The organism is Streptomyces sp. ID05-26A (assembly GCF_033794685.1).
Taxonomy (GTDB): domain Bacteria; phylum Actinomycetota; class Actinomycetes; order Mycobacteriales; family Pseudonocardiaceae; genus Lentzea.
This window is the reverse complement of the sequence record NZ_JARAYZ010000004.1, coordinates 595169-617060: the sequence shown is the minus strand read 5'-3', so window position 1 is coordinate 617060 and position 21892 is coordinate 595169. Positions and strand designations below refer to the sequence as shown.

General features: G+C 68.5%; 28 protein-coding genes. 20 read left to right on the top strand and 8 right to left on the bottom strand.

Annotated elements, in window-relative coordinates; translation table 11 throughout:
- Positions 1–30 precede the first annotated feature (30 nt).
- The 3 genes from PV646_RS34200 to PV646_RS34190 all read left to right on the top strand — a co-directional run bounded on the left by PV646_RS34200 (position 31) and on the right by PV646_RS34190 (position 1779).
- The gene (locus tag PV646_RS34200; RefSeq protein ID WP_500346438.1) at positions 31–636 is read left to right on the top strand and encodes a hypothetical protein; all 606 of its coding nucleotides are present in this window, start codon (positions 31–33) and stop codon (positions 634–636) included.
- Positions 637–738: 102 nt separating this feature from the next.
- A complete protein-coding gene (locus PV646_RS34195; RefSeq protein ID WP_500346437.1) occupies positions 739–1293 on the top strand; it encodes a hypothetical protein in 555 nt (184 codons plus the stop codon).
- Positions 1294–1512: 219 nt separating this feature from the next.
- Positions 1513–1779: a hypothetical protein gene (locus PV646_RS34190; protein ID WP_500346436.1), complete on the top strand. Its 267-nt coding sequence runs from the start codon at positions 1513–1515 to the stop codon at positions 1777–1779.
- On the opposite strand, the gene PV646_RS34185 is transcribed toward PV646_RS34190, so the two are convergent.
- Positions 1776–1988, bottom strand: coding sequence for a hypothetical protein (locus PV646_RS34185; RefSeq protein WP_500346435.1), 213 nt, complete (start codon positions 1986–1988; stop codon positions 1776–1778). The genes PV646_RS34190 and PV646_RS34185 overlap by 4 nt on opposite strands.
- 454 nt (positions 1989–2442) lie before the next feature.
- Here PV646_RS34185 and PV646_RS34180 point away from each other — a divergent pair, with 454 nt between their 5' ends.
- The 9 genes from PV646_RS34180 to PV646_RS34140 all read left to right on the top strand — a co-directional run bounded on the left by PV646_RS34180 (position 2443) and on the right by PV646_RS34140 (position 9084).
- On the top strand, positions 2443–2685 hold the full coding sequence (locus PV646_RS34180; protein ID WP_500346434.1) for a hypothetical protein: 243 nt from the start codon (positions 2443–2445) through the stop codon (positions 2683–2685).
- Complete coding sequence (locus PV646_RS34175) at positions 2682–3215, top strand: DUF6879 family protein (RefSeq protein ID WP_500346433.1); 534 nt, start codon at positions 2682–2684, stop codon at positions 3213–3215. The genes PV646_RS34180 and PV646_RS34175 overlap by 4 nt, the downstream gene beginning before the upstream one ends.
- Positions 3216–3222: 7 nt before the next feature.
- Positions 3223–4077: a helix-turn-helix domain-containing protein gene (locus PV646_RS34170; RefSeq protein ID WP_500346432.1), complete on the top strand. Its 855-nt coding sequence runs from the start codon at positions 3223–3225 to the stop codon at positions 4075–4077.
- A 44-nt stretch (positions 4078–4121) separates the two neighbouring features.
- Positions 4122–6848, top strand: a complete 2727-nt coding sequence (locus PV646_RS34165) for a coiled-coil domain-containing protein (protein ID WP_500346431.1) — start codon at positions 4122–4124, stop codon at positions 6846–6848.
- Positions 6849–6930: 82 nt separating this feature from the next.
- The gene (locus tag PV646_RS34160; protein WP_500346430.1) at positions 6931–7107 is read left to right on the top strand and encodes a helix-turn-helix domain-containing protein; all 177 of its coding nucleotides are present in this window, start codon (positions 6931–6933) and stop codon (positions 7105–7107) included.
- Positions 7104–7364 carry a hypothetical protein gene (locus tag PV646_RS34155; RefSeq protein ID WP_500346429.1) on the top strand — a complete coding sequence of 87 codons (261 nt, stop codon included), beginning with the start codon at positions 7104–7106 and terminating at the stop codon, positions 7362–7364. Before PV646_RS34160 ends, PV646_RS34155 begins: the two co-directional genes overlap by 4 nt.
- 19 nt (positions 7365–7383) lie before the next feature.
- Positions 7384–8178, top strand: a complete 795-nt coding sequence (locus PV646_RS34150; protein ID WP_500346428.1) for a hypothetical protein — start codon at positions 7384–7386, stop codon at positions 8176–8178.
- A gap of 56 nt (positions 8179–8234) precedes the next feature.
- On the top strand, positions 8235–8759 hold the full coding sequence (locus tag PV646_RS34145; RefSeq protein WP_500346427.1) for a WhiB family transcriptional regulator: 525 nt from the start codon (positions 8235–8237) through the stop codon (positions 8757–8759).
- A gap of 88 nt (positions 8760–8847) precedes the next feature.
- On the top strand, positions 8848–9084 hold the full coding sequence (locus PV646_RS34140; protein ID WP_500346426.1) for a hypothetical protein: 237 nt from the start codon (positions 8848–8850) through the stop codon (positions 9082–9084).
- A gap of 87 nt (positions 9085–9171) precedes the next feature.
- Here PV646_RS34140 and PV646_RS34135 read toward each other — a convergent pair whose 3' ends face one another.
- The 4 genes from PV646_RS34135 to PV646_RS34120 form a co-directional block, all read right to left on the bottom strand.
- Positions 9172–9957 (bottom strand): hypothetical protein, encoded by a 786-nt coding sequence (locus PV646_RS34135; RefSeq protein ID WP_500346425.1) that lies wholly within the window; start codon positions 9955–9957, stop codon positions 9172–9174.
- Positions 9954–10238: a hypothetical protein gene (locus tag PV646_RS34130; protein ID WP_500346424.1), complete on the bottom strand. Its 285-nt coding sequence runs from the start codon at positions 10236–10238 to the stop codon at positions 9954–9956. Before PV646_RS34130 ends, PV646_RS34135 begins: the two co-directional genes overlap by 4 nt.
- Complete coding sequence (locus tag PV646_RS34125; RefSeq protein WP_500346423.1) at positions 10235–10384, bottom strand: hypothetical protein; 150 nt, start codon at positions 10382–10384, stop codon at positions 10235–10237. Before PV646_RS34125 ends, PV646_RS34130 begins: the two co-directional genes overlap by 4 nt.
- Before the next feature lie 85 nt (positions 10385–10469).
- Positions 10470–10820 carry a DUF6011 domain-containing protein gene (locus PV646_RS34120; RefSeq protein ID WP_500346422.1) on the bottom strand — a complete coding sequence of 117 codons (351 nt, stop codon included), beginning with the start codon at positions 10818–10820 and terminating at the stop codon, positions 10470–10472.
- 118 nt (positions 10821–10938) lie between these two features.
- Here PV646_RS34120 and PV646_RS34115 point away from each other — a divergent pair, with 118 nt between their 5' ends.
- The 5 genes from PV646_RS34115 to PV646_RS34095 all read left to right on the top strand — a co-directional run bounded on the left by PV646_RS34115 (position 10939) and on the right by PV646_RS34095 (position 15725).
- Positions 10939–11142 carry a hypothetical protein gene (locus PV646_RS34115; protein ID WP_500346421.1) on the top strand — a complete coding sequence of 68 codons (204 nt, stop codon included), beginning with the start codon at positions 10939–10941 and terminating at the stop codon, positions 11140–11142.
- A gap of 240 nt (positions 11143–11382) precedes the next feature.
- Entirely contained in the window at positions 11383–13806 is a 2424-nt protein-coding gene (locus tag PV646_RS34110) for an NACHT domain-containing protein (RefSeq protein WP_500346420.1), read from the top strand.
- 10 nt (positions 13807–13816) lie between these two features.
- The gene (locus tag PV646_RS34105) at positions 13817–14623 is read left to right on the top strand and encodes an aminoglycoside phosphotransferase family protein (RefSeq protein ID WP_500346419.1); all 807 of its coding nucleotides are present in this window, start codon (positions 13817–13819) and stop codon (positions 14621–14623) included.
- A gap of 77 nt (positions 14624–14700) precedes the next feature.
- Positions 14701–14919, top strand: coding sequence for a DUF8847 domain-containing protein (locus PV646_RS34100; protein WP_500346418.1), 219 nt, complete (start codon positions 14701–14703; stop codon positions 14917–14919).
- A 116-nt stretch (positions 14920–15035) separates the two neighbouring features.
- Positions 15036–15725, top strand: a complete 690-nt coding sequence (locus tag PV646_RS34095) for a DUF6319 family protein (RefSeq protein ID WP_500346417.1) — start codon at positions 15036–15038, stop codon at positions 15723–15725.
- Between the two features lie 555 nt (positions 15726–16280).
- Here the strand turns inward: PV646_RS34095 and PV646_RS34090 are convergent.
- Positions 16281–17783: an alpha/beta hydrolase gene (locus PV646_RS34090; protein ID WP_500346416.1), complete on the bottom strand. Its 1503-nt coding sequence runs from the start codon at positions 17781–17783 to the stop codon at positions 16281–16283.
- Between the two features lie 113 nt (positions 17784–17896).
- On the opposite strand from PV646_RS34090, the gene PV646_RS34085 reads away from it, so the two are divergent.
- The gene (locus tag PV646_RS34085; RefSeq protein WP_500346415.1) at positions 17897–18766 is read left to right on the top strand and encodes an EamA family transporter; all 870 of its coding nucleotides are present in this window, start codon (positions 17897–17899) and stop codon (positions 18764–18766) included.
- Here PV646_RS34085 and PV646_RS34080 read toward each other — a convergent pair.
- Both PV646_RS34080 and PV646_RS34075 read right to left on the bottom strand, forming a co-directional pair.
- Complete coding sequence (locus PV646_RS34080) at positions 18763–19812, bottom strand: ATP-dependent DNA ligase (protein ID WP_500346414.1); 1050 nt, start codon at positions 19810–19812, stop codon at positions 18763–18765. The genes PV646_RS34085 and PV646_RS34080 overlap by 4 nt on opposite strands.
- Positions 19813–19850: 38 nt before the next feature.
- On the bottom strand, positions 19851–20504 hold the full coding sequence (locus PV646_RS34075; RefSeq protein WP_500346413.1) for a dihydrofolate reductase family protein: 654 nt from the start codon (positions 20502–20504) through the stop codon (positions 19851–19853).
- 66 nt (positions 20505–20570) lie between these two features.
- Between PV646_RS34075 and zapE the strand changes: the two genes are divergently transcribed.
- Positions 20571–21563 (top strand): cell division protein ZapE, encoded by a 993-nt coding sequence (zapE, locus tag PV646_RS34070; protein WP_500346412.1) that lies wholly within the window; start codon positions 20571–20573, stop codon positions 21561–21563.
- A 73-nt stretch (positions 21564–21636) separates the two neighbouring features.
- Positions 21637–21882: a DUF3040 domain-containing protein gene (locus PV646_RS34065; protein WP_500346411.1), complete on the top strand. Its 246-nt coding sequence runs from the start codon at positions 21637–21639 to the stop codon at positions 21880–21882.
- Positions 21883–21892 lie beyond the last annotated feature (10 nt).

Sequence of the window (21892 nt, the reverse complement as noted above, 5' to 3'; positions counted from 1 at the left end):
GACCCAGCGTTCTGATCCGACCATGCAGTCATGCGCCGAACCGCCGCCGCCCTGGCCGTCATGGCCGCAGCCCTCACCGCGTGCTCGAGCACCCCGCCGCCGCTCGCTGCGCCACCGAGCGCCACGTCGTCGGCAGCGACAACCGCAACGACCGCCACGACCGCGAGTTCTGCGGCGCCCTCACGTTCACCTCGGGGGCTGCTCGTAAAGGCCAAGGGGCAGACGGCCGGCTTCAGCGACCAGCAATCGGGAGCTCAGCAGGCCGACTTCACGCTCGACGCGATCGAGGTCGACCCGCCGTGCACCAGCCAGTTCACGGAGAAGCCTGAGCACGGGCACCGCGTCGTGCTCACGTTCACCGTGAAGACCACGCCGCAGTACCGGGCGGATCAGGGGTGGATGATCACGGGCCACGATTTCGCGATCGTCGGACCCGACGGCGTCACCGAGACGGCCCTCGTGACCGGCGCCGCGTTCATGTGCCTGGACCAGAAGGAATGGCTGCCGACGAACCCGTTCGCGCCCGCCTCGACTTACCGCGGGAAACTTCCGCTCGACACCCGCAACTCGGGTGGCGTCATCACCTATCGTCCGCCGACGGTCAACCCGTCCGGCGGTTGGGAATGGCAGTTCTAGCCGCCGGTAAGGGTCACTTATCGGAGGTCAGATCGTCTGGCGTCGTCCCGACGTGCGGACTGTAGGGTTCCGCAGATTGAACGCGGCACGGGAGGGCGGTCCATGCGCTTCACGTTGTACTACGACGGTGACCTACCTCCGACCGGATCCGCGGAGGCTAAGAACGTCATTCGCCTAGCCCTGCATCCCCAGATCAAAGACCTGTGGGACAAGACCGGGTTGAGTTCCGTCGCGGAGTTTGTCGATCCTTCGGCGCACGACGGCGGGCAGCACCTTGTACCCCAAGGCGGCTTCAGATTTGCCTCGGTCGTACACCCGTATCTGCACCTCCGAGCAAGTTTGAACATCCTCATGCAGCGCTCGGGGGACGCTGGTCAGTTGATCGATGGTGGCGATATCGACAACCGACTCAAGACGCTTTTCGATGCACTGACGGTGCCTAGTGCCCAGCAAATCCCTAGGGGATGGGCTCCTGACTCCGGGCAAGATCCTCTGCACTGCCTGCTTGAGGACGACAAGCTGATCACCTCCGTGGCCGTCGAGACCGATCGGCTCCTAGGTCCGACCGCAACCCCGCGTGCCGTGAGGTTGACGATCAGAGTGCAGGTACACGCCGCGAAAGCGAGTTACGGAAGTCAGATGTTCATCACCCCGTGAATAGCCAGGCTAGCGACGACACCACGGTCAGGCAGATGAACACACGAGCAGGCCCGCAAGCGTTGCGGCGCAACGAAGAGGCCCCGGGCGCTGCATGAGCGCCCGGGGCCTCTTCGCGTGAACAACCTGCCACCACAGCACGCGACCTCGCCTAGCATGCGGCGCCCGTGTCACGCACAGGGCTTTACGTTGCGCCGACGAAGCGCAACGCTGGTGCGCATGGCTTCCGAGTTGACGCCGCAAGATCGTTCCCTCCGTGCCCGCATCGCTGCACACACCTCGTGGGCGAACACGGCCGACCCGACAGCGCGCACCGCTGCCGCACGGCAGGCGTCACTCGACCGGTTCGAGAAGCAGGTCGACCCCGACGGCACCATGGACCCCGCCGAGCGCAGTCGACGCGCCGAGAGCGCGAAGAAGGCGCACTTCCTCAAGATGGCCGCGAGGAGTGCCGAGGTGCGTCGCGCGAAGCGGGGCAAGGCCTAGCCGACCTGGCCGTCCGTCAAGGCCAGGCAGGTGAAGCACCTGCCGGCCACGCCGTCGCGAAGCTTCGCGTAGATCTCAGACTGCGCCACGACGTACGGCGTCGTGCGCAACTGGCACATCGCCGTCAGCCACCGGGCGCCACGGCGGTTCCGGAAGCGAGAGAACGCGTGCTCGACCTCGCCGACCGGCCGCCACCTGTACAGCGGCACGACCTCGCCAGTCACTCGGATGCGTGCCGATCTGCCGAATCCGCCCTCGCGGTTGTTCGGACCTGACGTCGGGATAGAACCAACTGGAAGGCGTCGCCGAGGGCGTTGTCGCACGAGCACGAGACGTTCTCGCACTGCCTGCGGCCCTGGAAGTTCCAGACACGCATGATCACCTGGCGACAGGCGGGGTTCTCGCACTGCACCGCCTGAACCAGGGTGCGGCCAGCAGTGTTCACGATGCCCCCTCTCGTGGGTTGCGGGTGGCAGCCGGCCAGAGGGAAGCGCCCGACACCACCCGCAGGGCAAGTATTGCGAAATTGAAGAGAAACTGACAAGAAATCTAGCCGCACGGGGTCCGTAATCACCCGTTCGGAGCCACCCGGCGCACCGGTGACCTCCGGTTGAATGCGAGTTGCGAAGCGCTTGCAAATCGATTTCGACCAAGGAGCACGCCGTGAAGCTGACCCTCATCGCCGTCGAGTCCGGCAAGACCGGCTGCCCGACGCTGTTCAAGGCCGAAGACGACACGTACGTCGTGCAGGGCTGGCGTGTCGACGACGACGAAGCGCTCGCCACGATGCGCGAGCTGGGGCTGCCCGACCACGAGACCGCCGTCCAGGTCCCGAAAGGCCTGCTGGATCAGTACGTGCGCACCCTCCCGCAGGACCAGCTCGACGCGCTGCGAGACGGCCAGTGACCCGACGCCGCATCGACCGCGACGAGTTCGAGGCCCTGTTCGACACGTTCGCCGAGTCGGCGTGGCGCCTGGAGATCCAGGGCACCTACAGCGAACCCGAGGAGCAGGAGCCGCTGCGGCGGTTCCTGGTCGGCGAACCAGACGACCACACGTGGATGGCCGACTGGTTCGAGTGGGTCGCCGAGCTCACCGCCGCTGGACGTCGTGTCGGCCGCGTGCGGGTGCTGACCGAGCCGCTCACCGACTACCTGCGGTTCGAGCTGTCGTTCACCGGCCTGGCCGTCGAGGCGGGCGAGGACATCCGTGTTCTAGCCGCGACCGACGCCGAGCGGTTGCGGTTGCCGCGTGTGGACTTCTGGTTGTTCGACGACCGGACCGCCGTGGCCATGACGTTCGGCGACACGGGCGTCAGCTCAGCGGAGGTGATCGACCATCCCGCCGAGGTCGAGCACTACCGTGCCATCCAGCAGCAGGCGCTTGCAGCCGCAGTGCCCTACCTGGAGTGGCGAGCGGCGCAGCTGAGTCGATGAGGGGCACGTGACCGAGGGCGATTACGAGAAGGCTAAGCGGGACCTCGCCGAGAGGCTGTTCCAGCTGCGGTTGCAGGCCGGCTATGCGGCGGCGAAAGACTTCGCCGCCGTGCTCGGCTGGAAGCCCTCCAAGGTCAGCAAGATCGAGAACGGCAAGCAGCTCCCGAGCGACGCCGACATGTCGCAGTGGCACCACGCCGTCGATGCCGCACCTGAGTTGATCACCCAGGCGCAGGCCGAACTGCGCGATCTTCGCCTCGCCGCGGCGAACTGGCAGCGGCAACTGCGCTCAGGTCATCGCGCTCGGCAGGACCGCGACGCACGCGAGGAAGGCGCGTCCTCGGTCATCCGCGCTGTCGACCTACTCGCCGTGCCGGGCCTGCTTCAGACGCCGGCCTGCGCGAGGCGGATTCTCATGACGCAGGCTGACCTTCACGACGTGCCAGCGGACGACGTTGACGCGGCGGTGCGAGCGCGCATGAAGCGGCAGCAGGTGCTGTACGACGACGACAAGACGATCGAGATCCTCACGACCGAGGCCGCGCTCGGCATGGGCCCGTTCACGAAGGCTGAGAAGCTGGAGCAGATCGACCGGCTCGTCTCGGTCGTTGGTCTGCAGAACGTCCGGTTTGGCGTGATCCCGCGGTTCACCGAGCTACCGAACCTGCTGCTTCACGGCTGGTGGATCGTCGATGACGAGGTTGTCGTCGAACTTGCGCACGCCGAAGACCGGCTGACCGATCCGGACATCGTGGCGTTCTACGGCAGACTCACTGATCGCCTGTGGACGGTCGCGGCCACAGGCGAAGCCGCACGTACTGTTCTGCTGCGCATGGCCTCCGAACTCGGCGCGCAGGACTGAACGCAGCCCCGTCCGGGTGACACCCCCGGCTGATCGTGACGCCCGTGGCACTGCTGGTGGGCGAGCTCTACGCGAAGGTGACGGCGGATACGTCCGACGCGCGCCAGAACATGGAAAAGCTCGACGCCGCAGGCGAGAAGTCCGCCACCAAAGCCGCCGCGAACGCCCGCAAAATCGAGGCCTCCCGCAAAGCCGAGGAGGACGCGGCCGGCAAGGTCCGCGTCGCCGAAGCCGCACTCGAAGCGCTGCGCGGCAAAGAGAACGCGACCGACACCCAACTCGTCCGCGCCACCGAGGCGCTCGCTGCAGCCCGGCGCAAGCATGACACCCAGCTTCAGACGACCCTGCATCTCGAGCAGGAAGCCGTCCGGCTCAAGCAGCAGGAAGCCGACGCCACCGAGCGTGCGACAGCAGCGGTCGAGGCGAAGTCCAAGAAGGACGAAGAGGCCGCGGCCAAGACGCGGGCGAAGGCGGTCGCCGAGGCGCTCGCGACGCGCGAATCGGAGCGCGGCAACCGCAGCGCCCTCGCGTTCACCGGCACGCTCATCGGCGCCGGTGCGGCCGGTGGCCTGGCTGGCACAGCGATCGCGGCCGGTCTCCTCGGTGTGCCGTTGCTGCTCGCGGGCTTGGCCATCGGGATGCAGAAGTCCAGCGACGACATGGTGCGCACCTGGACCGACACCGCGAGCGAACTTGCCGACGGTGCCGAGGACATCACGGCACCACTGCGGGACGAGCTGGTACTCGCCGCCGATCAGGTGACGGCCGGGTTCCGGCGCATGCGTCCCGAGCTCAAGGCGATGGCCGCCGACTCGGGTCCGGCCGTGACGATGCTCGTCGACGGCGTGGTGCGGCTGGCCACGAACGCCCTGCCTGGCATGCGCAAGAGCGTGCAGGAATCCGGCCAGGCAGTCGCCGGACTGAACGCACTGCTCGCCCACACGGGAACGGGCCTGTCGGACTTCTTCGAGGAGATCTCAGAGGGTGCGCCCAGCGCGGGCCGGAACGCGGGCGAGTTCGGCCTCGTACTCGAGGATCTGCTCGGCACGAGCGGCAGCCTTCTGGCGATGCTGTCGAACAACTTCGCGGGCGCGTTCTCAAGCGCCCGCCAGGTGCTCGACCAGACGACCGACGCCGCAGAAGGCTTGGCGGAGAACGGGTTCCCCGCGCTCGCTTCGACCGGGTCGTCCGTGCTTGGCGTGGTGTCGAACATTCTGACTGTTCTGGGCCCGCTGGCGCCCGCGCTCGGCACCGTCGTCGGCGCCATCCTGTCCCTGAAGGCAGGTGCGGCGATCTTCGGTGCGGTCGGTGACGGGGTCGGCCGGTTCGGCGATCAGATGCAGACCGCCGGAGAGAAGGGCGGACGGCTGCGCGGGGCCGTGGCTGGCGTCGGCTCGGCGCTGTCGTTCCTTGGCACCTACGGTGCGATTGCGGGCGCCACTTTCGTTGGTGTCAATCTTGCGATCGACGGGTTGTTCGGCTCGATGGAACAGCTCACTGCGTCGCTCATGGCAGGCGGTAACGCCGCAGAGCAGGCGAAATGGAAGCTGCACGACAACGGCGAGATGGTTGCGGCGCTGGAGCGGAACACGTACAGCTGGGTTGGCACGGTCGCGCGAGAGTTCATCCCGACGATGAAGTACGCCCGTGAGGAAATCTCGGCGCAGCGGAACTCGATGACGACGCTGCAGCGCGCCCAGGCTGACGCGTCGAAGGCTTCTGCTGATCACTCGTATGCGGTCGAGCGGTTCGGCAAGAACTCGGATCAAGCGAAGTCGGCGTCGTATCTGCTCGCGGTCGCCCAAGGCCGGCTGAAGGATGTCCAGTACGACGCGGCGCGTGCCACGCAGACGCTCGTAGATCGCATGCAGGAGCAGCTGTCGCTGTCGCTCACGCTCGCGGGCAGCAACTTGGCGTTGCGCATGGCGACCACCTCGTACGACCAGGCAAGCAAGAACCTCAACGACACGTTGAAGACCGGCACGGCGACCGAGCTGGAGTTGCGCTCGGCCAAGGAGCAGGTCGAGGCCGCCGGACAGAACCTGATCATCGTGGCGGGCAAGGAGGCGTTGGCTCACTTCGCAAACCAGCAGAGCGCGGACGCGCAGACCGCGGCGTTGAAGGCGCAGCAGGCGAAGGCGATCGAGCTCGCGTCCACGATGGAGGGCCCGCTACCGAAGGCGCTTCAGACGGTGATCGCGAACATGGACGACACGGCGCTCTCGGCGCTCGGCGCGACGCGCACGATCGACGGCGCCAACAACGCGGTCATCACGCTGCAGCCTGGCAAAGAAGTGAAGATCTCCGCTCAGGACCTGGCCTCTAGCAAGATCGACGGCATCCAGAACAAGCTCGACAACATGCGGGACCGCTGGGTCAACGTCTTCCTCAACGAGATCGTCGGCAACAGCGCCCCGAACCAGAACCCAGGCAACCTGCCGCTGCCGCTGCCGTCTCCGCGTGCGGACGGTGGCGCGTTCGCGGCGAACCAGCTGCTGAAGGTCGGCGAGCGCGGCGAAGAGTACGCGATCTTCCCGGCGAACGGTCACATGTTCACCGCCGCAGAGACGCGCGCGATCGACCAGATGACGAACCGGTCGCAGTCGACCGGCCAGGCTCCGGCGCAGCGTGCCGACACTGGCAGCGAGAGCGCCTCAATGACGCGTGGCGGGAACCACTACGAGTTCCACCTGCACGAGATCAAGTCGATGCCGTCGAAGCAGTGGATTCGCAACGTCATTCACGACCTCGATGAGGGCGTGCTCGCGTAAGCCGCTGGGCTGCCTGCGCGTTCCGCTGAAGGCGTGTCCGCACGCGGACATCCGGGTGACACGCGGCATTGATCGTTTAGGCGTGACCAGCAGCCAAGCAGCCGAACGACTCGGCATCAGCGCACGCACCGTGCGCCGGCACGCTGCCCGCGGTCTGCTGCTCGGCGCCCGCCGTGAGGGCCGCGATTGGCACATCCCGTCCGACGCGGTGCAGGCTGAGCAGGCACGCCGCGCACGCCACCAGGAGGCCAGCGCGTGACCGCGCCTGAATTACGCACCTATACCCGCGGTGAACTCGCGGCGATGTCGGACGATCAGCTGGCCGCCCAGGCCGACGAGATTCAGGCCGCTGCCCGCGACGGCCGGATTGTCGATGACGCCCCGCCCGCACCCTTCGGAGACGGCCCGATCTTCACCCGGAGTCAGCTCGCCGCCATGCCATACGACGAAGTGAACCGGCTGCGGCCGGAGATCCTGCAGGCCTTGCAGGACAACAGATTCGTGCACAACGAGTAGACCGGAGGATCTGCCCACCATGAGCTGGGACGTTGAGAGCATCGAAGAAGCCGAGCAGGTCGAGGCCGTCACCCCCGCAGACGTCGAGGCCGCCGAGCAGGACGCAACCGGCGCGGAAGCCGAGGTCACTGCGCTGGAGGAGCGCGTGCTGGCCGGGGACGAGTCGGTCACCGCAGACACGATCGAGAAGCAGCGCGGCCTGTCCCGGTTCGCGCGGTTGCGCGCCCAGGCCGTCGCGCGTAAGGCCGAACGACACAAGCAGGCCGAAAGGCTGAAGGCATGCAACGCGCTCAGGCTGGAGATCGAGGAGAGCAGCGCCAAGCACGGGCCCGCGATGGCAGCTGCCCTCGACAAGGCCGAGAAGGCTCTCACCGATCTCTTCAGGCTGGCCCGCGAACGAAACGAGCGCGTGAGCGCGTGGGGCGAAGAGGTGCAGTCGTTGTGCCGCACGGAGCACCGCTCGCCGTTCCAGCCCGACAAGACGTCGGCTCACCTGGGCTGGACGCGCGCCGAACTCATCGCGGGGCGTCGCAGGCTCGCTCGGCCCGCGCTGCCGGTCGACCACTGGGTGAAGCTCGCGACGCAGCGCGCGCAGGCTGCGGCGCGAGACGCGAACCCTGACCTCACTCGAAACCCGATGCTGTTGGCGGCGGCCATCGACGCAGCGGAGAGCGCCGATCCTGAGCCTCAGGTCGAGTTCTGGAAGAACGCCGAGACGGGCCGCCCCTTCATGTTCGACGCGGACAAGGCTCCGGTGAACGACCCGAACATGCGGAAGATCAGCCGCAAGGAAGCCGAGCGCGCCATCTGGTAGATCGCGCGTCGCGCACGGGAATGTTCAGGCACAAATGATCGGGGGTAGCTCGCACCATGACTGTCTCACCAACGGCCGAGCTACCCCGTGTCCCTTACCGGGTTCCGGACTGGCACGAGCACGCAGCGTGCCGGTCGTTTGACGAGCTCGACTGGCACCTCAGAGCAGGCAAGGGGAACGACGCGAAGCGGTTGGCGTGCAAGCTGATCTGTGCGGCCTGCCCGGTTCGCTTCGAGTGCGCGCTCGGTGCGCTGAGGCGCGGGGAGCCGCACGGCATCTGGGGTGGGCTCGACCGCAAGGACCGTGCCGAACTCGCCAAGAAGCACGGCTTTCCGCCGCCGTCCGTGCTGCCGGACCACGGTACCAACGCGAGACGGGTCAAGCACGGCTGTGACTGCCGCCAATGCAAGGACGCGCACGCTAGGTACGAGAGGGCTCGACGGGACCGCGCTCGGTTGCGCCTACAGGTGGTCGCCGAGGTCCCTGCAGCGGTCGCTGCCGAGCCGTCAGGGTTGCGCCCGGTTGCGAACGGGCGCGAGTACCACCGCCGCTATCGTCGACGCACCCGCAGGCGCCGGTAGCGGCGCTTCGTGTCGCCGTTTTGTCGGTGCCGCGTGTTCTCCTTTGGGGATCCAGTACCACCCCGCGGTGCTGGCGAAGGAGCCGCAGATGTTCAACATCAAGATCAACCAGGACGGTCTCGACGAGATGTACGCCATGATCGGCGAGAAGATCAAGGCAGCACTCGAACCGGTCGCTCAGGAGTACGCTGGCAGGCCAGCCGAAGAAGTACGCCCCGCGGTCGATGCTGCTCTGACGAGCATTGGCGTTGAGGGCGACGAGATTCGCGATACGGTCGCCGCCTCGATCAGCGCTGGCGAGGATGTAGAGATCGACCTGATCTGAAGCCTGCAGTAGAACACCCCCGCGTGGTCAGCACGGGGGTGTTCTGCATTTCTTCCCGGGGATTTGGTCGGTCGTCTCCTTGGTGCGTCACGCCTTGTGGCGTGACCGTTCCTGGTCTGCTCCGAGCAGGTGAGCGAGAGCCGCGCCGCAGCCGAGCACGACCACGGGCAGGCTCGACACGAACGCCGTGATGGGCCACGGGGCCTCAGTGACCCCGGCGGCGGTCATCAGGTGGTAGGCGACCTGTCCGGCCATGCCGAGCACGAGCGAGCCGATCGCCGACCACATCGCGAACCGGCGCGCGAGCAACGTCGGGGCGATGCCCGACAGCCACACGCGCAACGCGTACGCGGCGTAGGCCTCAACACCGATCGGGAGCGTGATCGCTGTGTTGATCGTCCAGCCGTCGCCGATGCCGGGCAGCAGGTTCACGGGACCGAACCCGGTCAGCTCGCCGAGGCCCACCCAGCCGCCCCAGATCGCCACGAACGCCGGCAGAGCAAGCAGCAGTACCGGCCACGCCCGCGGCTGCCTGCCTGGCGCGCTGGGCGCGTCCTCTGTGCGCTCTGCGGTCGGCTCGACGGCAGGGGTGGGCGTCTCCTCGGGCTCGCTCCCTGCCGCCTCGGGTGCCGCCTCCTCGTCGAGTTGCGCGGGGACGGCAACGGGCTGAGCCGCGCCGTCCGACCTGCGGACCTCGGCGATGCGGTCACGTCCCCAGCGCTCGCCGCGCTCGAACATCGTGCCGAGCCGCTTGCCGCTCAACTCGGGCAGGCCAGCGGCGGCACGGTCGCGGATGACCTGCCGGGCTTCCTCGCGTACGTCCGGGCCGTTGGCCCCCATGGCGGGGGCCACCCCGATGCCGCTTGCGGTCACCGGTCACCACCGGCGCGCACGAGGCGCAGTTGCGGTCGGGGCGTGACGACTTCCTCGGTCGGCTGGATGTGCGGCGCCTCGGAGTCGACGGCGGCGAGCTTCGGGCGGAGCAACTGGAGCATCGCCATGTTCACGACGTCGAGGATCTCGTCGTCCGACTGGGTCCCATCCACGTAGATGACCTTGTCGTCGGGGTCGACGACGCCGGGAACGCCGAGGTCGTCACGCAACTCGATTCTGAGGAATCCGCTGTGGCGGAGGGTGTTGAGCATCGTGGTCACTTGGCACCGCCGAGGGTGCGGAGCTCGACGTCACCGAGCGGGCCGCGCGTCGCGGTCTGGACGACCGGGCGCGGCATGCTGGCGGCGAGGGTGGTGGGCTGGCCGGTCCTGCGGACTCGGCGAGCGTTCGGGATAATCGACCTCACGGCCGACACCTCCTTGAGGGTGTTCGGTCCAGGCCTCCGGCGGTGTTCGCGCACCGTCCGGGGGCCGTTTTGCTGATGGGGGAGTTCAGGCCGCTGCGAGGATCTCGGCGGCGGCGAGGTGGTAGCAGCGGAGCCCGCGGGCACCGGCCTTGCAGGTGCACGAGCGCGCCACCTGGTCGACCTCGTACCGGGCGCTGCCGTCGGAGCTGACGGCGAGGTACAGGGCCGGGGTGCTGCGGACGATGCCGCCCAACTCGATGACCTCGATGGCCTTGGTGACCTGGACGGGCTTGTACTCGGCGCGCTCGACGGTCTTGCCGGCGCTGGCGATGATCCGAGCCCTGCAGGTGCGGCCGTAGCCGTTGGCGATCGAGCGGGCGGCGGTGAGCTTGCGACCGCAGCGGAGGCACTTCGCGGGGTTGGGGGTGGTCTCCATCGGTGCCTCCTCGTCGGTGGTGCAAGTAGCTTGGCATAGCTACTTGGCATTCGCAAGTGGCATGGCCAAGCTAATTGGCAAACTTGATGGGCCAACATCGTTGTGTCAGCATTAGGGCATGACCGACCACGCGAAGGTGCTCGCCGAGCGGGCCGCCGCCTACCGCGGTGCACAGGACCAGCTCGCCGTCGAGCGTGAGGCTCTGCAGAAGGCCGTGCGGGAGGCGTCCGGGGACGGCATGAAGCAGGCGGAGATCATCCGTGCGACGGACCACGTGTGGACGCGCGAGCAGGTGCGCCAAGTGCTTCTCGTCAAGGAGTGAGTGTTGCGTTGGGTCTGCGTGTAGAAGGTCCACTGTGGACCCAGACGGACCCGGTAGACGTTCCAAAATTCACCTGATAACCTGCGCCACAACGCTTTCTGGTCACCTGCAAGTTTGCAGGTCGCTACGATGCAACCCCCACAGGCACCCCGAAGATGCCGGGCGAGCCGTTGCGGGTGCAGCCTTCGCGCGCCCGCAAGCAGGAGTAACAGCCGACCGTTTGATGCCGATCTTGTCCGTGTGACAGCGATCGCGACCGTGGTGGCGGACTTGGCCGAGACCGCTCTCTCGTGGATGCGCGACTCGTCCGTGCCGATGTCCGCACTCGTGCGGCGGCGCGTCGAGGACTACGTGCGGGGACCTGACTGCGCTTCGCTGCTGGAGTTGTTGTGCCAGCTCGAACACACCGAAGAGGGCAGGTTCCACCAGACGGTGGACCGGGGTGAGCTCGCCGAGGCTTTTCGCCGCGAGTTCCAGCGGGCGGTCCGGCGGGAGAGCCCGGAGTCCGCCGGGCTCGCCTCGTCGTTGTGGGGTGTGATCGAGCAGAACGCGCCGTTTCGCGCTGTCGACGCCCGCGACCGGATCCGCATCAAGGTCACCGGGCCGGGGCGGCCCATCGAGGAACGTCTCGGCCTCGCCGCCGACGTCGGCAGGTGGATGACCGCGCGTGCCACGGGCGAGGTGATCCGCGCCGCGACGGTTCGTGCCCACGACCGGTTGGTCATGCCGCATTCGAAGGCCGACTTCCGGTTTCCCGTCGACCAGATCTACGTGCCGCGCAAGCTGCGGTGCGGCGACCGCCTGGTCGGCGAGGACGAGGTGGCCGACCGGCGGTTCGTCGTGGTGGGGAATCCCGGTGCGGGCAAGAGCACCTTCATCCGGCGGTTGCTGCACCGCGCGGCCCTGGTGCCGTTGCTGGTGCAGCTCAAGCAGCACCAGAAGCTGGCGGGCGACTTCGTCACGATCATCGCCGGGGAGCTGCGCACGCTGACTCAGCGCGTGGAGGACCCCCGTCACGTCGCGGACCTGCTGGCCGCGGGGGAGGCCATGGTGGTCTTCGACGGGCTGGACGAGGTCGGCGACATCCAGGCGCGGCGTGCGGCGGTGGCGGCGATCGAGGCGTTCGCGGCGCGCTTTCCGTTGGCGCGCATCGTGGTGACCTGCCGTCAGGAGAGCTATCCGGTGGCGAAGCTCGACGCCACGACGTTCCCCGTGCACTGGTTGCCGGACTTCGAGCCTGATCAGGTCGCGCAGTACGCGCGCACCTGGTTCGGCCTGGTGCACGCGCCGGCGCGGGTGGAGGCGTTCCTGCGGGACAGCGAGCACCTGGCCGATCTCCGGTCGAACCCGCTGATGCTCTCCCTGCTGTGCATGCTCTACCAGAGCGAGGGCTACATCCCCGAGAACACCGCCGACGTCTACCGCGAGTGTTCCGAGCTGATGCTGGTGCGGTGGGACGCCGTGAGCCAGGTGCCGTCGGTGATCCGATCGGTGAAGCTGGCGAAGTTCCTCGTGCAGGAACTGGCGCAGCACTTCTTCTTCGCCCTCAACGGGCAGGGGGACGAGGACGAGAAGACACTGGAACGGCTTGTGGTCGCTCACTTGCGCGAGCGCGAGGAGGAGTGCGCGCAGTCGTACCACCAGCAGGCACGGGAGTTCCTGGACTACTGCGCCGAACGGGCGTGGGTGCTCACGCAGGTCGACACGTCGTTGGACGGCGAGCGGCGGTTCGGCTTCACGCACCGGACGTTCATGGAGTACTACACGGCTTGCTACGTGCTGCGCGCCAACGAGACCGCGGAGAAGGTCGTCGACCGCCTGTTGCCGATGATCACGTCGGGCAAGAGCATGGTCGTTCCGCAGATCTCGTTGCAGCTGTACGACAGCTATCGCGCTGATGGCGGTGACGTGTGCGTCGGCCTGCTTCTGCGGAAGGCGGGGCATGACCCCAAGGTCACCACCTTCTGCGTGTCCTTCCTGGAGCACAACAATCTGCGCAGGGCTACGGCGGAGTCGTTGCTGGAGCACGCTTTCTGGATGCTGGGACGCTTGGGTGACGAACGCCTGCTCGCCGCGCTCAAGGCGGCGCGGCGGGTGAAGCGGACGCGCACGTCCAGTGTCGGAAGGGTGGTGCTGGCCCGTGCCGAGCCCGGCAGTGATCTCCGGCTCGGTGCCGCACTGGTGGTCCGCGTGCCGTCGCTCACGTACGAGGTGCGACTGGGAGAAGCGCGGCACGGTCTCATGTCGGCGACCGAGTTCGTGCGAGAGCACGGGATCCAGGCCGCGGTCTACACCCGGTTGCCGGGCGTGGACGGGTACGTGCCCGGACCCGCGGTCAAGTCGTACGGAGACAGCTGGCTGGCGAACGACCTGTTCAGGCTCCTGGAGACGCGCTGGCACCTGGTGCTGCCGCTGCCCGCCTCCGTCCTGCCCGCGATGAGCGAGGAACTCCGGCGCCCGGACCGGACCGCCGTGCGCGCGATGCGCAACCCGGGACCGCTGACGCTCGTCGCGTTCATCGAGGCCGCGATCGCCGGGCCGAGTCCCGAGCTCGTCCAGCAGCTGCTGGACCTCTGCGAGCCACACGACGGGATGAAGCCGATTCGCTCGATGGTCGAGTGCTGGGGGCGCGGCGAGGTGGCGTTCGTCGATCCCGATCGGTGATGATCGCGGCATGGAGCCCGACGGCGAACTGCTGCGTGATCGGCTGGGGCTGCGCGGTGACGTGGTGCGGTTCGAGGAGGGGTCGCTGCCCGTCTTCGCCATCGGCGACGACCTGGTGCTGAAGCTGTTCCCGCCGCGTTACCACGCCGAGGTGCCGACCGAGGTCGCGGTGATGGAGGCGGTGCACGGCAAACTGCCGGTGCCCACCCCCGCGTTGCGCGCCACCGGGTTGCTCGACGACTGGGCCTACGTGCTGATGTCGCGGTTGCGCGGTGAGGAGCCCGCGGTGCCCGATGTCGAGGTCAGCGCGCGGGTCGGCGAGATGCTGAAGGCACTGCACACGATCGAGCCGCCTGCCGTGCTGGGGCCGGGGGACTGGGTGGCGTTCGTCGATCGGCAGCGGCAGGGTTGTGTTGAGCTGCAACGGAAGCGTGGGCTGGAGGCGCGGTGGCTGGAGCGGATTCCGGCGTTCCTCGGCTCGGTGGATCTCGGCCGGGAGCCGACGGTGTTGCTGCACACCGAGGTGATGAGCGCGCATCTGTTGCGGCGGAACGGGGTGCTGTCCGGGCTGTTCGACTTCGAGCCGGCCATGCGCGGGGCGTTCGAGTACGAGTTCGCCAGTGTCGGGCTGTTCGTGACGAAAGGCGACCGCGAGTGTTGGCGGGCGTTGGTGGAGGCGTACGGGCGGGTGCCGGATCCTCGGCGCGTGATGGCTTACGCGCTGTTGCACGTGTACTCCAACATGCCGATGTACTTGCGTGAGATGCCTGATGGGGACTCGTTCGACGAACTCGCCGTGCGGTGGTTCGGGGCGTGAGTGAGCCAACCGGCTGTATCGGGAACGAATCTAGTCGGCGACCTCGTAGAATGGACGAAACGCGAGAGGAGGTCGCTATGTCACAGCCTTATGTGGTGCGGTACGTCGGCGGTCCCCTCGACGGCAGGGTCGACTCGCTGCCGTCCACTCCCGAGGACCCGAAGCAGACCGTGACGTACGTGCATCTGCACGGCGGCCCCAAGATCGTGCACGTGTACGACCTGTCGTACGCGGTCGAGTACGGGTGCGAATACCAGCTGCGCGCGGAAGAGGTCGAGCCCGCCGAGGAGGCGTGAGAGCGCTCTCATAGCCTGAACGCCCTGCTGTTGATCTTGTTGCCCACCCGGTGCTCAGAATTGTCGGGGGTGTAGGGCATGCTGGGGCACAGGTGTTCGATTGGGGAGGCAGCGCGATGGCGAAGAAGAGCGGGCTGTCGGTGGAGGACGTCGCCGATCTGCGCGCGCAGTTGGACGAAGGCTCTCAGCCGATGGTGTGGTTCACGGCGGCCGCGGTCGGCATGGAGGAGGGCAGGTCGGCGAAGCTGCTGGCCGTCACGGATCCGCCGGAGGGTGATTTCATCCAGGTCCGGCCGACGGGCTCGAAGGACGAGATGTCGTTCTCGCTGGCCGAGTTGACGCTCGAGAAGCCGCCGCCGCGCAAGAAGCCGGCGCCCCCGCCTCCTGCGCCACCCGAGCCGCCGCGAGAGACTGAGATCATTCATCCCTACGTTCCGGAGGCGCCGGTGAAACCCGCGGCCCCCAAGCCGAAGCCCGCGCCCGTCGAGCAGGCGCCGCCGCCGGCCAAGCCCGCCGCGCGCAAGCAGGCCGCGAAGACCGCGGTCCCCGAGGTCACCATCACGCTGGTGACGACGGGCGAGGGCGAGTGGAGCGTCGAGGTGCTGCAGGGCACCCGCAGGGCGGTCCGCCCGACCCCGGTGCCGCCGGCCGCCGTGGCCCAGGCCTCGAAGCTGCTCACGCCCGAGGTGGCCGAGATCGTCGAGGGCGTGCTGAACGCGGCGCGTGCCCAGCAACTCGCTCGGGTGGAGCAGTTGCGCGCCGAACTGGAGGCAGCCCAGAAGGCTCTGGACGACCTGGGCGCATAGCGCGATCACGTGCTGCGACGCCCCGGTGGTTGTCCACACGCGTTCGGGTGAGAGGGGTTCCCAGGGCTGGTGCCGGGGCGGACCGTGGGGTGCGCGGATGTCCCGCGCTGGTCCGGCTTAGGACGGGGAGGCCCTGATGGGTACGTGTGGGTGCTGTTCCGGGTGCACGGGGCCCGGCTGCGGCTGTTGTTCGAGCTGCTGACACGAAGATTCGGGCGGGGAGCCTCGTCGCGTCGTGGTCACGCGAAAGGCTCCCCGTGCCATGTCCGGACTGTTTCTGTCAGACCCTCTGAGTACGGTGAGATGTAGGGGTTCCCGGCTCGGGGGGACGCCTGCGAAAGCGCGGCCCGACCTCGCGGCCTCCAAGCCGCAGACGCTTGCGGTTCACGACGGTCAGATGTGCCGTCGGCTGAGATCAGGTGCCGGCGAAGCTCGTGGGTGAGGCCGTAGCACGCGTCCACGCACGCGAAGCCGACCTTGCGGCCGGGCACTTCGCTGCGGAGAGAGAAGCGCGTTTCACGCGTGGGCACCACACGACCCGTGAGCGGCTGCGGATCAGGGCGGGCAGACGGTGCCGTTCGACGGCACCTTCGCGTCGATCAGGTAGTCCCGCACCGCCGTGGTCGCACACCCTGACAGAGTCAGCGCGCCGTGCCCGCTGCCCTGCCACCCGATCAACGCCGACCCCGGCAGTCGCTGCGCCGTGTGCTCGGTGCCGGGTGCGGGGGTCGAGGGGTCGTTGGCCGTGCTCAGGACCACGATCGGCGGCGCGCTCTTGAGGGCGTCGACCTTCTCGGCCTTGGGCGGCGGGAACGGGTTGCAGTGCAGCAGCATGCGGGCGAACACGGCGCCGAACATCTTGTGCTTCGACTGCCAGTCGGCGGTGAGTGCCTTCACCCGATCCGGTGGGATGCGGGTGGCGGTGTCGTTGCAGCCGACGATCAGGCCCGCGTCGAAGCGCGGCGGGTTCTCGTCCAGATCGTTGACCAGCGGGTCGAGCAGGGTGAACAGGCCGCTGCCGTCACCTGCCCTGGCCTTCACCACGGCGTCGGCCAGGGCGGGCCACCGACCGCGATCGGAGAGGCCCGCCAGGATCGCGTTCAGGGCGGAGCCCGGGGTCAGGTCCACGTACTCGCCGCGGACGCGTCCGGTGCGCAGCTGGGTGAGGAGTGCGTTCACGTCCTCGCGCGGATTGGCGAGGGCGCAGCCGCGGGTCTTGCAGTCGCGGGCGAACGCGTCGAACGTCGCCTCCGCCGCCACGGCACGCGACTCCAGGACGCCGACCTGGTCGAGCGTCGGGTCCGGGGCGCCGTCGAGGACGGTGCGGCCGATGCGGTTCGGGTAGCGCTGGGCGTAGGTCGTGACGACGCGCGAGCCCTCGCCCAGGCCGATGGCGTTGAGGCGCTCGGTGCCCAGGTAGTCGCGGAGCCGTTCGAGGTCGGCGGCCGCGCGCCACGAGTCGAACGCGGTCAGCCTGCCTTCCAGGTCGAGGACGCATTCCTGCGACGCCTCGCCCGCGGCGACCACGAGGTTCGACTGCTCGGTCTCGGCCGGGTCGTACTCGACGAGCTGTGCGCGCGTGGCCGGAGGCACGCACGACATGCCGTCCGAACGGCCCGTGCCGCGCCTGTCCATGCCGATGATCGTGAACGTGCTGAGGAGCTCCTTCGGCAACGCCGCCGCGAGCCGCGCGGCCTTCAGCGTGCCGGGCTCACCGCCGGGGTCGTTGACCACGACCAGCGCGCTCTTGCCGGTGCCGACGCGCGTCAGCGCGATGCCGAGCGTGCCGCGTCCGGGACGTCCCGGCGGGTCGAGCACGACGGTCATGCGCGCGCATTCGTACTTCTGGTCACCCTGGGGAGCGTTGGTGCCGAAGCGGTCCTTCATCTGCTCGTTGCACGGCGACCACGGGAGCGAGTCCGTCTTGAACTCGCCCAGCGGGGGCACTGGCTGCGGCCCGGCGAGCGCGCTCTGGTCGACGGGCTGGTTCTCCTCGCCCCTGACCGCGATCACCGGCCTGTTCGAGGGACCCGCGCTGCACGCCGTCAGCACGCTCACTGCCAGTAGGGCCAAGGCAGCGCGACGCACAGATTTCCTCACTCTCGTTCACGTTCCGGGAGCCTGAGCCTCGCACGCGTCAGGTGAATTGAAGGTGAGTCAGGATGGGGGACATGGATCACGCCGATCGGCTCCCCGCGGCCCGTCTGACGGGGGGCATCCCGCCGACGGCACTCGTCCTGCTGGGCATCGTCAGCGTGCAGGTCGGCGCGGCGTTCGCGAAGCAACTGTTCGCGGTCGCCGGCTCGGCGGGCACGGTGACGTTGCGCCTGGTCATGGCCGCGCTCGTCCTCGTCGTGATCTGGCGGCCGTCCCTGCGGCTCGACCGCCGCACGCTCGTCACGGTCGCTGTCTACGGCGCCGTGCTCGCCGCGATGAACCTCTGCTTCTACGCGGCGCTCGCCCGCATCCCGCTCGGCGCGGCCGTCACGATCGAGTTCCTCGGGCCGCTCGCAGTGGCCGTCGCGGGGTCACGACGCTGGCTCGACGCGGTGTGGGTGTTGCTCGCGGGCACCGGGGTGGTGTTGCTCACGGGGGTGCAGGGCGGTCTGTTGTGGACAGGTGTGCTGTTCGCGCTCGCGGCGGGCGCGTGCTGGGCGGCCTACATCCTGGTGACGGCCAAGCTCGGCAGCCAGACGACCGACGGCAAGGGACTCGCGCTCGCCATGGTGGTCGGGGCGGTGATCGCGCTGCCGTTCGGGATCGGCACGGCCGGCACGGCGATGCTCGACCCGCTGGTGCTCGCGGCGGGGTTCGCGGTCGCCCTGATGTCGTCGGTCGTCCCGTACTCGCTGGAGCTGGAGGCGTTGCGCCGCATGCCGCCGCGCGTGTTCGGGATCCTGATGTCGATGGAACCGGCGGTTGCCGCGGTCGCGGGCCTGCTGCTGCTCGGCGAGCACCTGGCACCGGCGCAGTGGGTCGCCGTCGGCTGCGTCGTGATCGCCTCGGTCGGTGCGACGCGCTCGGCCAGGCCCGACGTCTAACGGGCCCGGAGCTCACCCTTCAACACCGACGCCACGTCGTACCGGGCCGGGATCTCCAGCTGGTCGTAACGGCACGACAACGGCTCGCGGTCCGGCCGCCACCGCGCGAACTGCCCGTTGTGCCGCAGCCGCACCGGCTGCTCGCCCTCGGTCTGGGTGTAGTGGATCTCCAGCACCCGTTCGGGACGCAACGCCACGTACTCGGCCTGCTTGCCGCGCCACCGGTTGATCTCGCCGGGAATCCGTTGTCCTGGCTGAGGATCCGCCCACGGATGATCACCCGTGGTGATCAGCGGCGCCAGCTCGGCCGCCAGCTCACGGCGTTCGGCCGCCTTGAACGACCCGCAGACCCCGATGTGGTGCAACACGTCGGCGGAGTCGTAGACCCCGAGCAGCAACGAGCCGACGGCCGTGCCGGGCTCGGTGTCCTTGTGCCAGCGCAACCCGGCGAGCACCACGTCGGCCGTGCGCGCGTGCTTCACCTTGATCATCGAACGCTTGCCCGGCGTGTACGGCCCGTCCGACGGCTTGCCCATCACACCGTCCAGCCCCGCGCCCTCGAACAGCGTGAACCACTGGCGGGCCATCTCGACGGACGTCGTCGCGGGCGTCACGTTCAGCCCCGGCAGCCCCAGCAACGCCTCGCGCCGCGCGATCGTCGGCGACTCCAGCAGCACCTCGGACCCCAGCGCCAGCAGGTCGAACGCGACGAACGTGGCCGGCGTCGACTCGGACAGCATCGTCACCCGCGAGGCCGCCGGGTGGATGCGCTCGGACAACGCGTCGAAGTCCAGCTCGTCGTTCTTCGCGACCACGAGCTCGCCGTCGACGACCACCCGGTCGGGCAGCACGTCCAGCATCGACGCGACGACCTCGGGGAAGTACCGGTTGAGCGGCTTCCCGCTGCGCGACTGCAGCAGCACCTCGTCGCCGGAGCGGAACACCACGCACCGGAACCCGTCCCACTTCGGTTCGAAGAACAGGTTCGCGTCGTCCGGGATCCCGTCCACCGCGGTGGCGAGCATCGGCTGCAGAGGTGGCGTCACGGGTAGGTCCGCAAGGGTCACTGGCACATCCTGCCTCTTCAGCTGGAATTCCGCCGCTGGTACCGCAGCAACAGCACGTCGTCCGCGCGCAGCACCGAGGCCAGCGCGAGGTCCACCGGCGGGACCACCGGACCGTGCGCGATCCGCGCCGAGTCACCCACCGCGAGCACCGGCGCGACCGTCAGGTTCAGCGCGTCCACCAGTCCCTCGGCCACCATGGACCCGAACAACCGCGGCCCGCCTTCGAGGTCGACGTGCCGCAACCCGCGTGCCGTGAGCTCGGCGACGGCGACGTTCAGATCGACCTCCGTCTCCCCGGCGATGATCACCTCGGCCGGCAGCGCGGGCATCCGGGCGGCCTCGGTCGTGATCACGATCGGCGGCACGGCGGTGTCGGTGAACAGCGGCAGGTCCGGCGTGAGCGATCCGCGTCCCGTCACCACGGCGATCGGCAACGGGCGGGCGCGCCGCGCGCCCCGGTACCCCTCGGTCAGCACGGTCGAGGCGCCGACCAGCACGACGTCGGCGAGTTCGCGCCCGAGCAGGTAGATCCGCCGATCGGCCGGTGACCCCAGCCCGGCGGACCGGCCGTCCACCGACACCGCACCGTCCACGCTGGACACGAAGTTCGCGGTCACCCACGCGCGGTCCCGCGGATAGCCGTACAGCGCCGCGAGGGCTGTGTCGGTCATCTCAACGCCCGGTGAGGGCCACAACATCTCCACCGAGCCATCCCATCACGCCGATAGGGTGCGGGCATGCGCTTGTCCGACCGGGATCCCCAGATCGGTGCCGACGAACTGATCGAGAGCCTGGTGCCACCACCGAGGTTCGACACCGTCAGTTTCGACACCTACATTCCGAACCCGGACGAGCCGAGCCAGGCCGCCGCCGTCGAGGCCGGCCGCCTGTTCGCCGCGCGGGTCAGCGTCAAGCGGAAGAAGTGGTCGCTCTTCGGTTCCCGGGAAGAGGACACGGGCAAGCTCGGTCTCTACCTCGACGGCGGCTTCGGCGTCGGCAAGACCCACCTGCTCGCCTCGCTCTGGCACGCCGTGCCGGGCCCGAAGGCGTACGGCACGTTCGTCGAGCTGACGAACATGGTCGGCGTCCTGACCTTCCCCGAGGCCGTGAAGCGGCTCTCGGGCCACAAGCTGCTCGCGATCGACGAGTTCGAGCTCGACGACCCCGGCGACACCATGCTCGTCACCCGCCTGATCAAGGAACTGATGGCGGCCGGCGTCTGCGTCGCCGCCACCTCGAACACGCTGCCGGACAAGCTCGGCGAGGGCCGCTTCGCCGCCGCCGACTTCCTGCGCGAGATCCAGTCGATGTCGTCGAAGTTCGACGTCGTCCGCGTCGACGGCCCCGACTACCGCCATCGCGGCCTGCCTGATGCCCCGTCACCCCTGTCAGACACCGAATTGATCGTTAGAGCCTCTAACACGGAGGGCTCGACCCTCGACGACTTCGACGACCTGTGCCGGGCGCTCGCCCGCATCCACCCGTCGAAGTACGGGCGGATGCTCGACGGCGTCACCGCGGTGCACCTCAAGGACGTCAAGCCCGCACCGGACCAGAGCGTCGGGCTGCGGCTCGTGGCGTTCGGCGACCGGCTCTACGACCGCGACATCCCGGTCGCCGTGTCGGGGCAGCCGCTCTCGGACCTCTTCACCGAGGAGATGCTGCGCGGCGGGTACCGCAAGAAGTATCTGCGAGCTGTCAGCCGGTTGGTCGCGCTTTCTCGGGTTTGACTCCGGCGGCGTTCGAGTATCCACTGGATGGCGGGCGGGAATGATGACGTCCCGACGTCCTCCGGAGGCACCGATGCTCAGTGAAGCCGAACGCCGCTCGCTCGAGGAGATCGAACAGCGGTTGCTCGCGGACGAGCCGAGATTCGCCCGCACGATGAACCGCCAGGTGCGCCCCTGGTTGTTCTACGCCCTCCTGATCGTCTTCGGCGGCCTCACGGTGCTGCTGACGGTGATCGGCGCGTTCGGCCCCGCGTTCCAGTGCCTGCTCGTCACCGGCGGCGTGCTGGTCCTCCGCAGGTACCCGCTCCGCCTGCGCTGACCGAAACTGA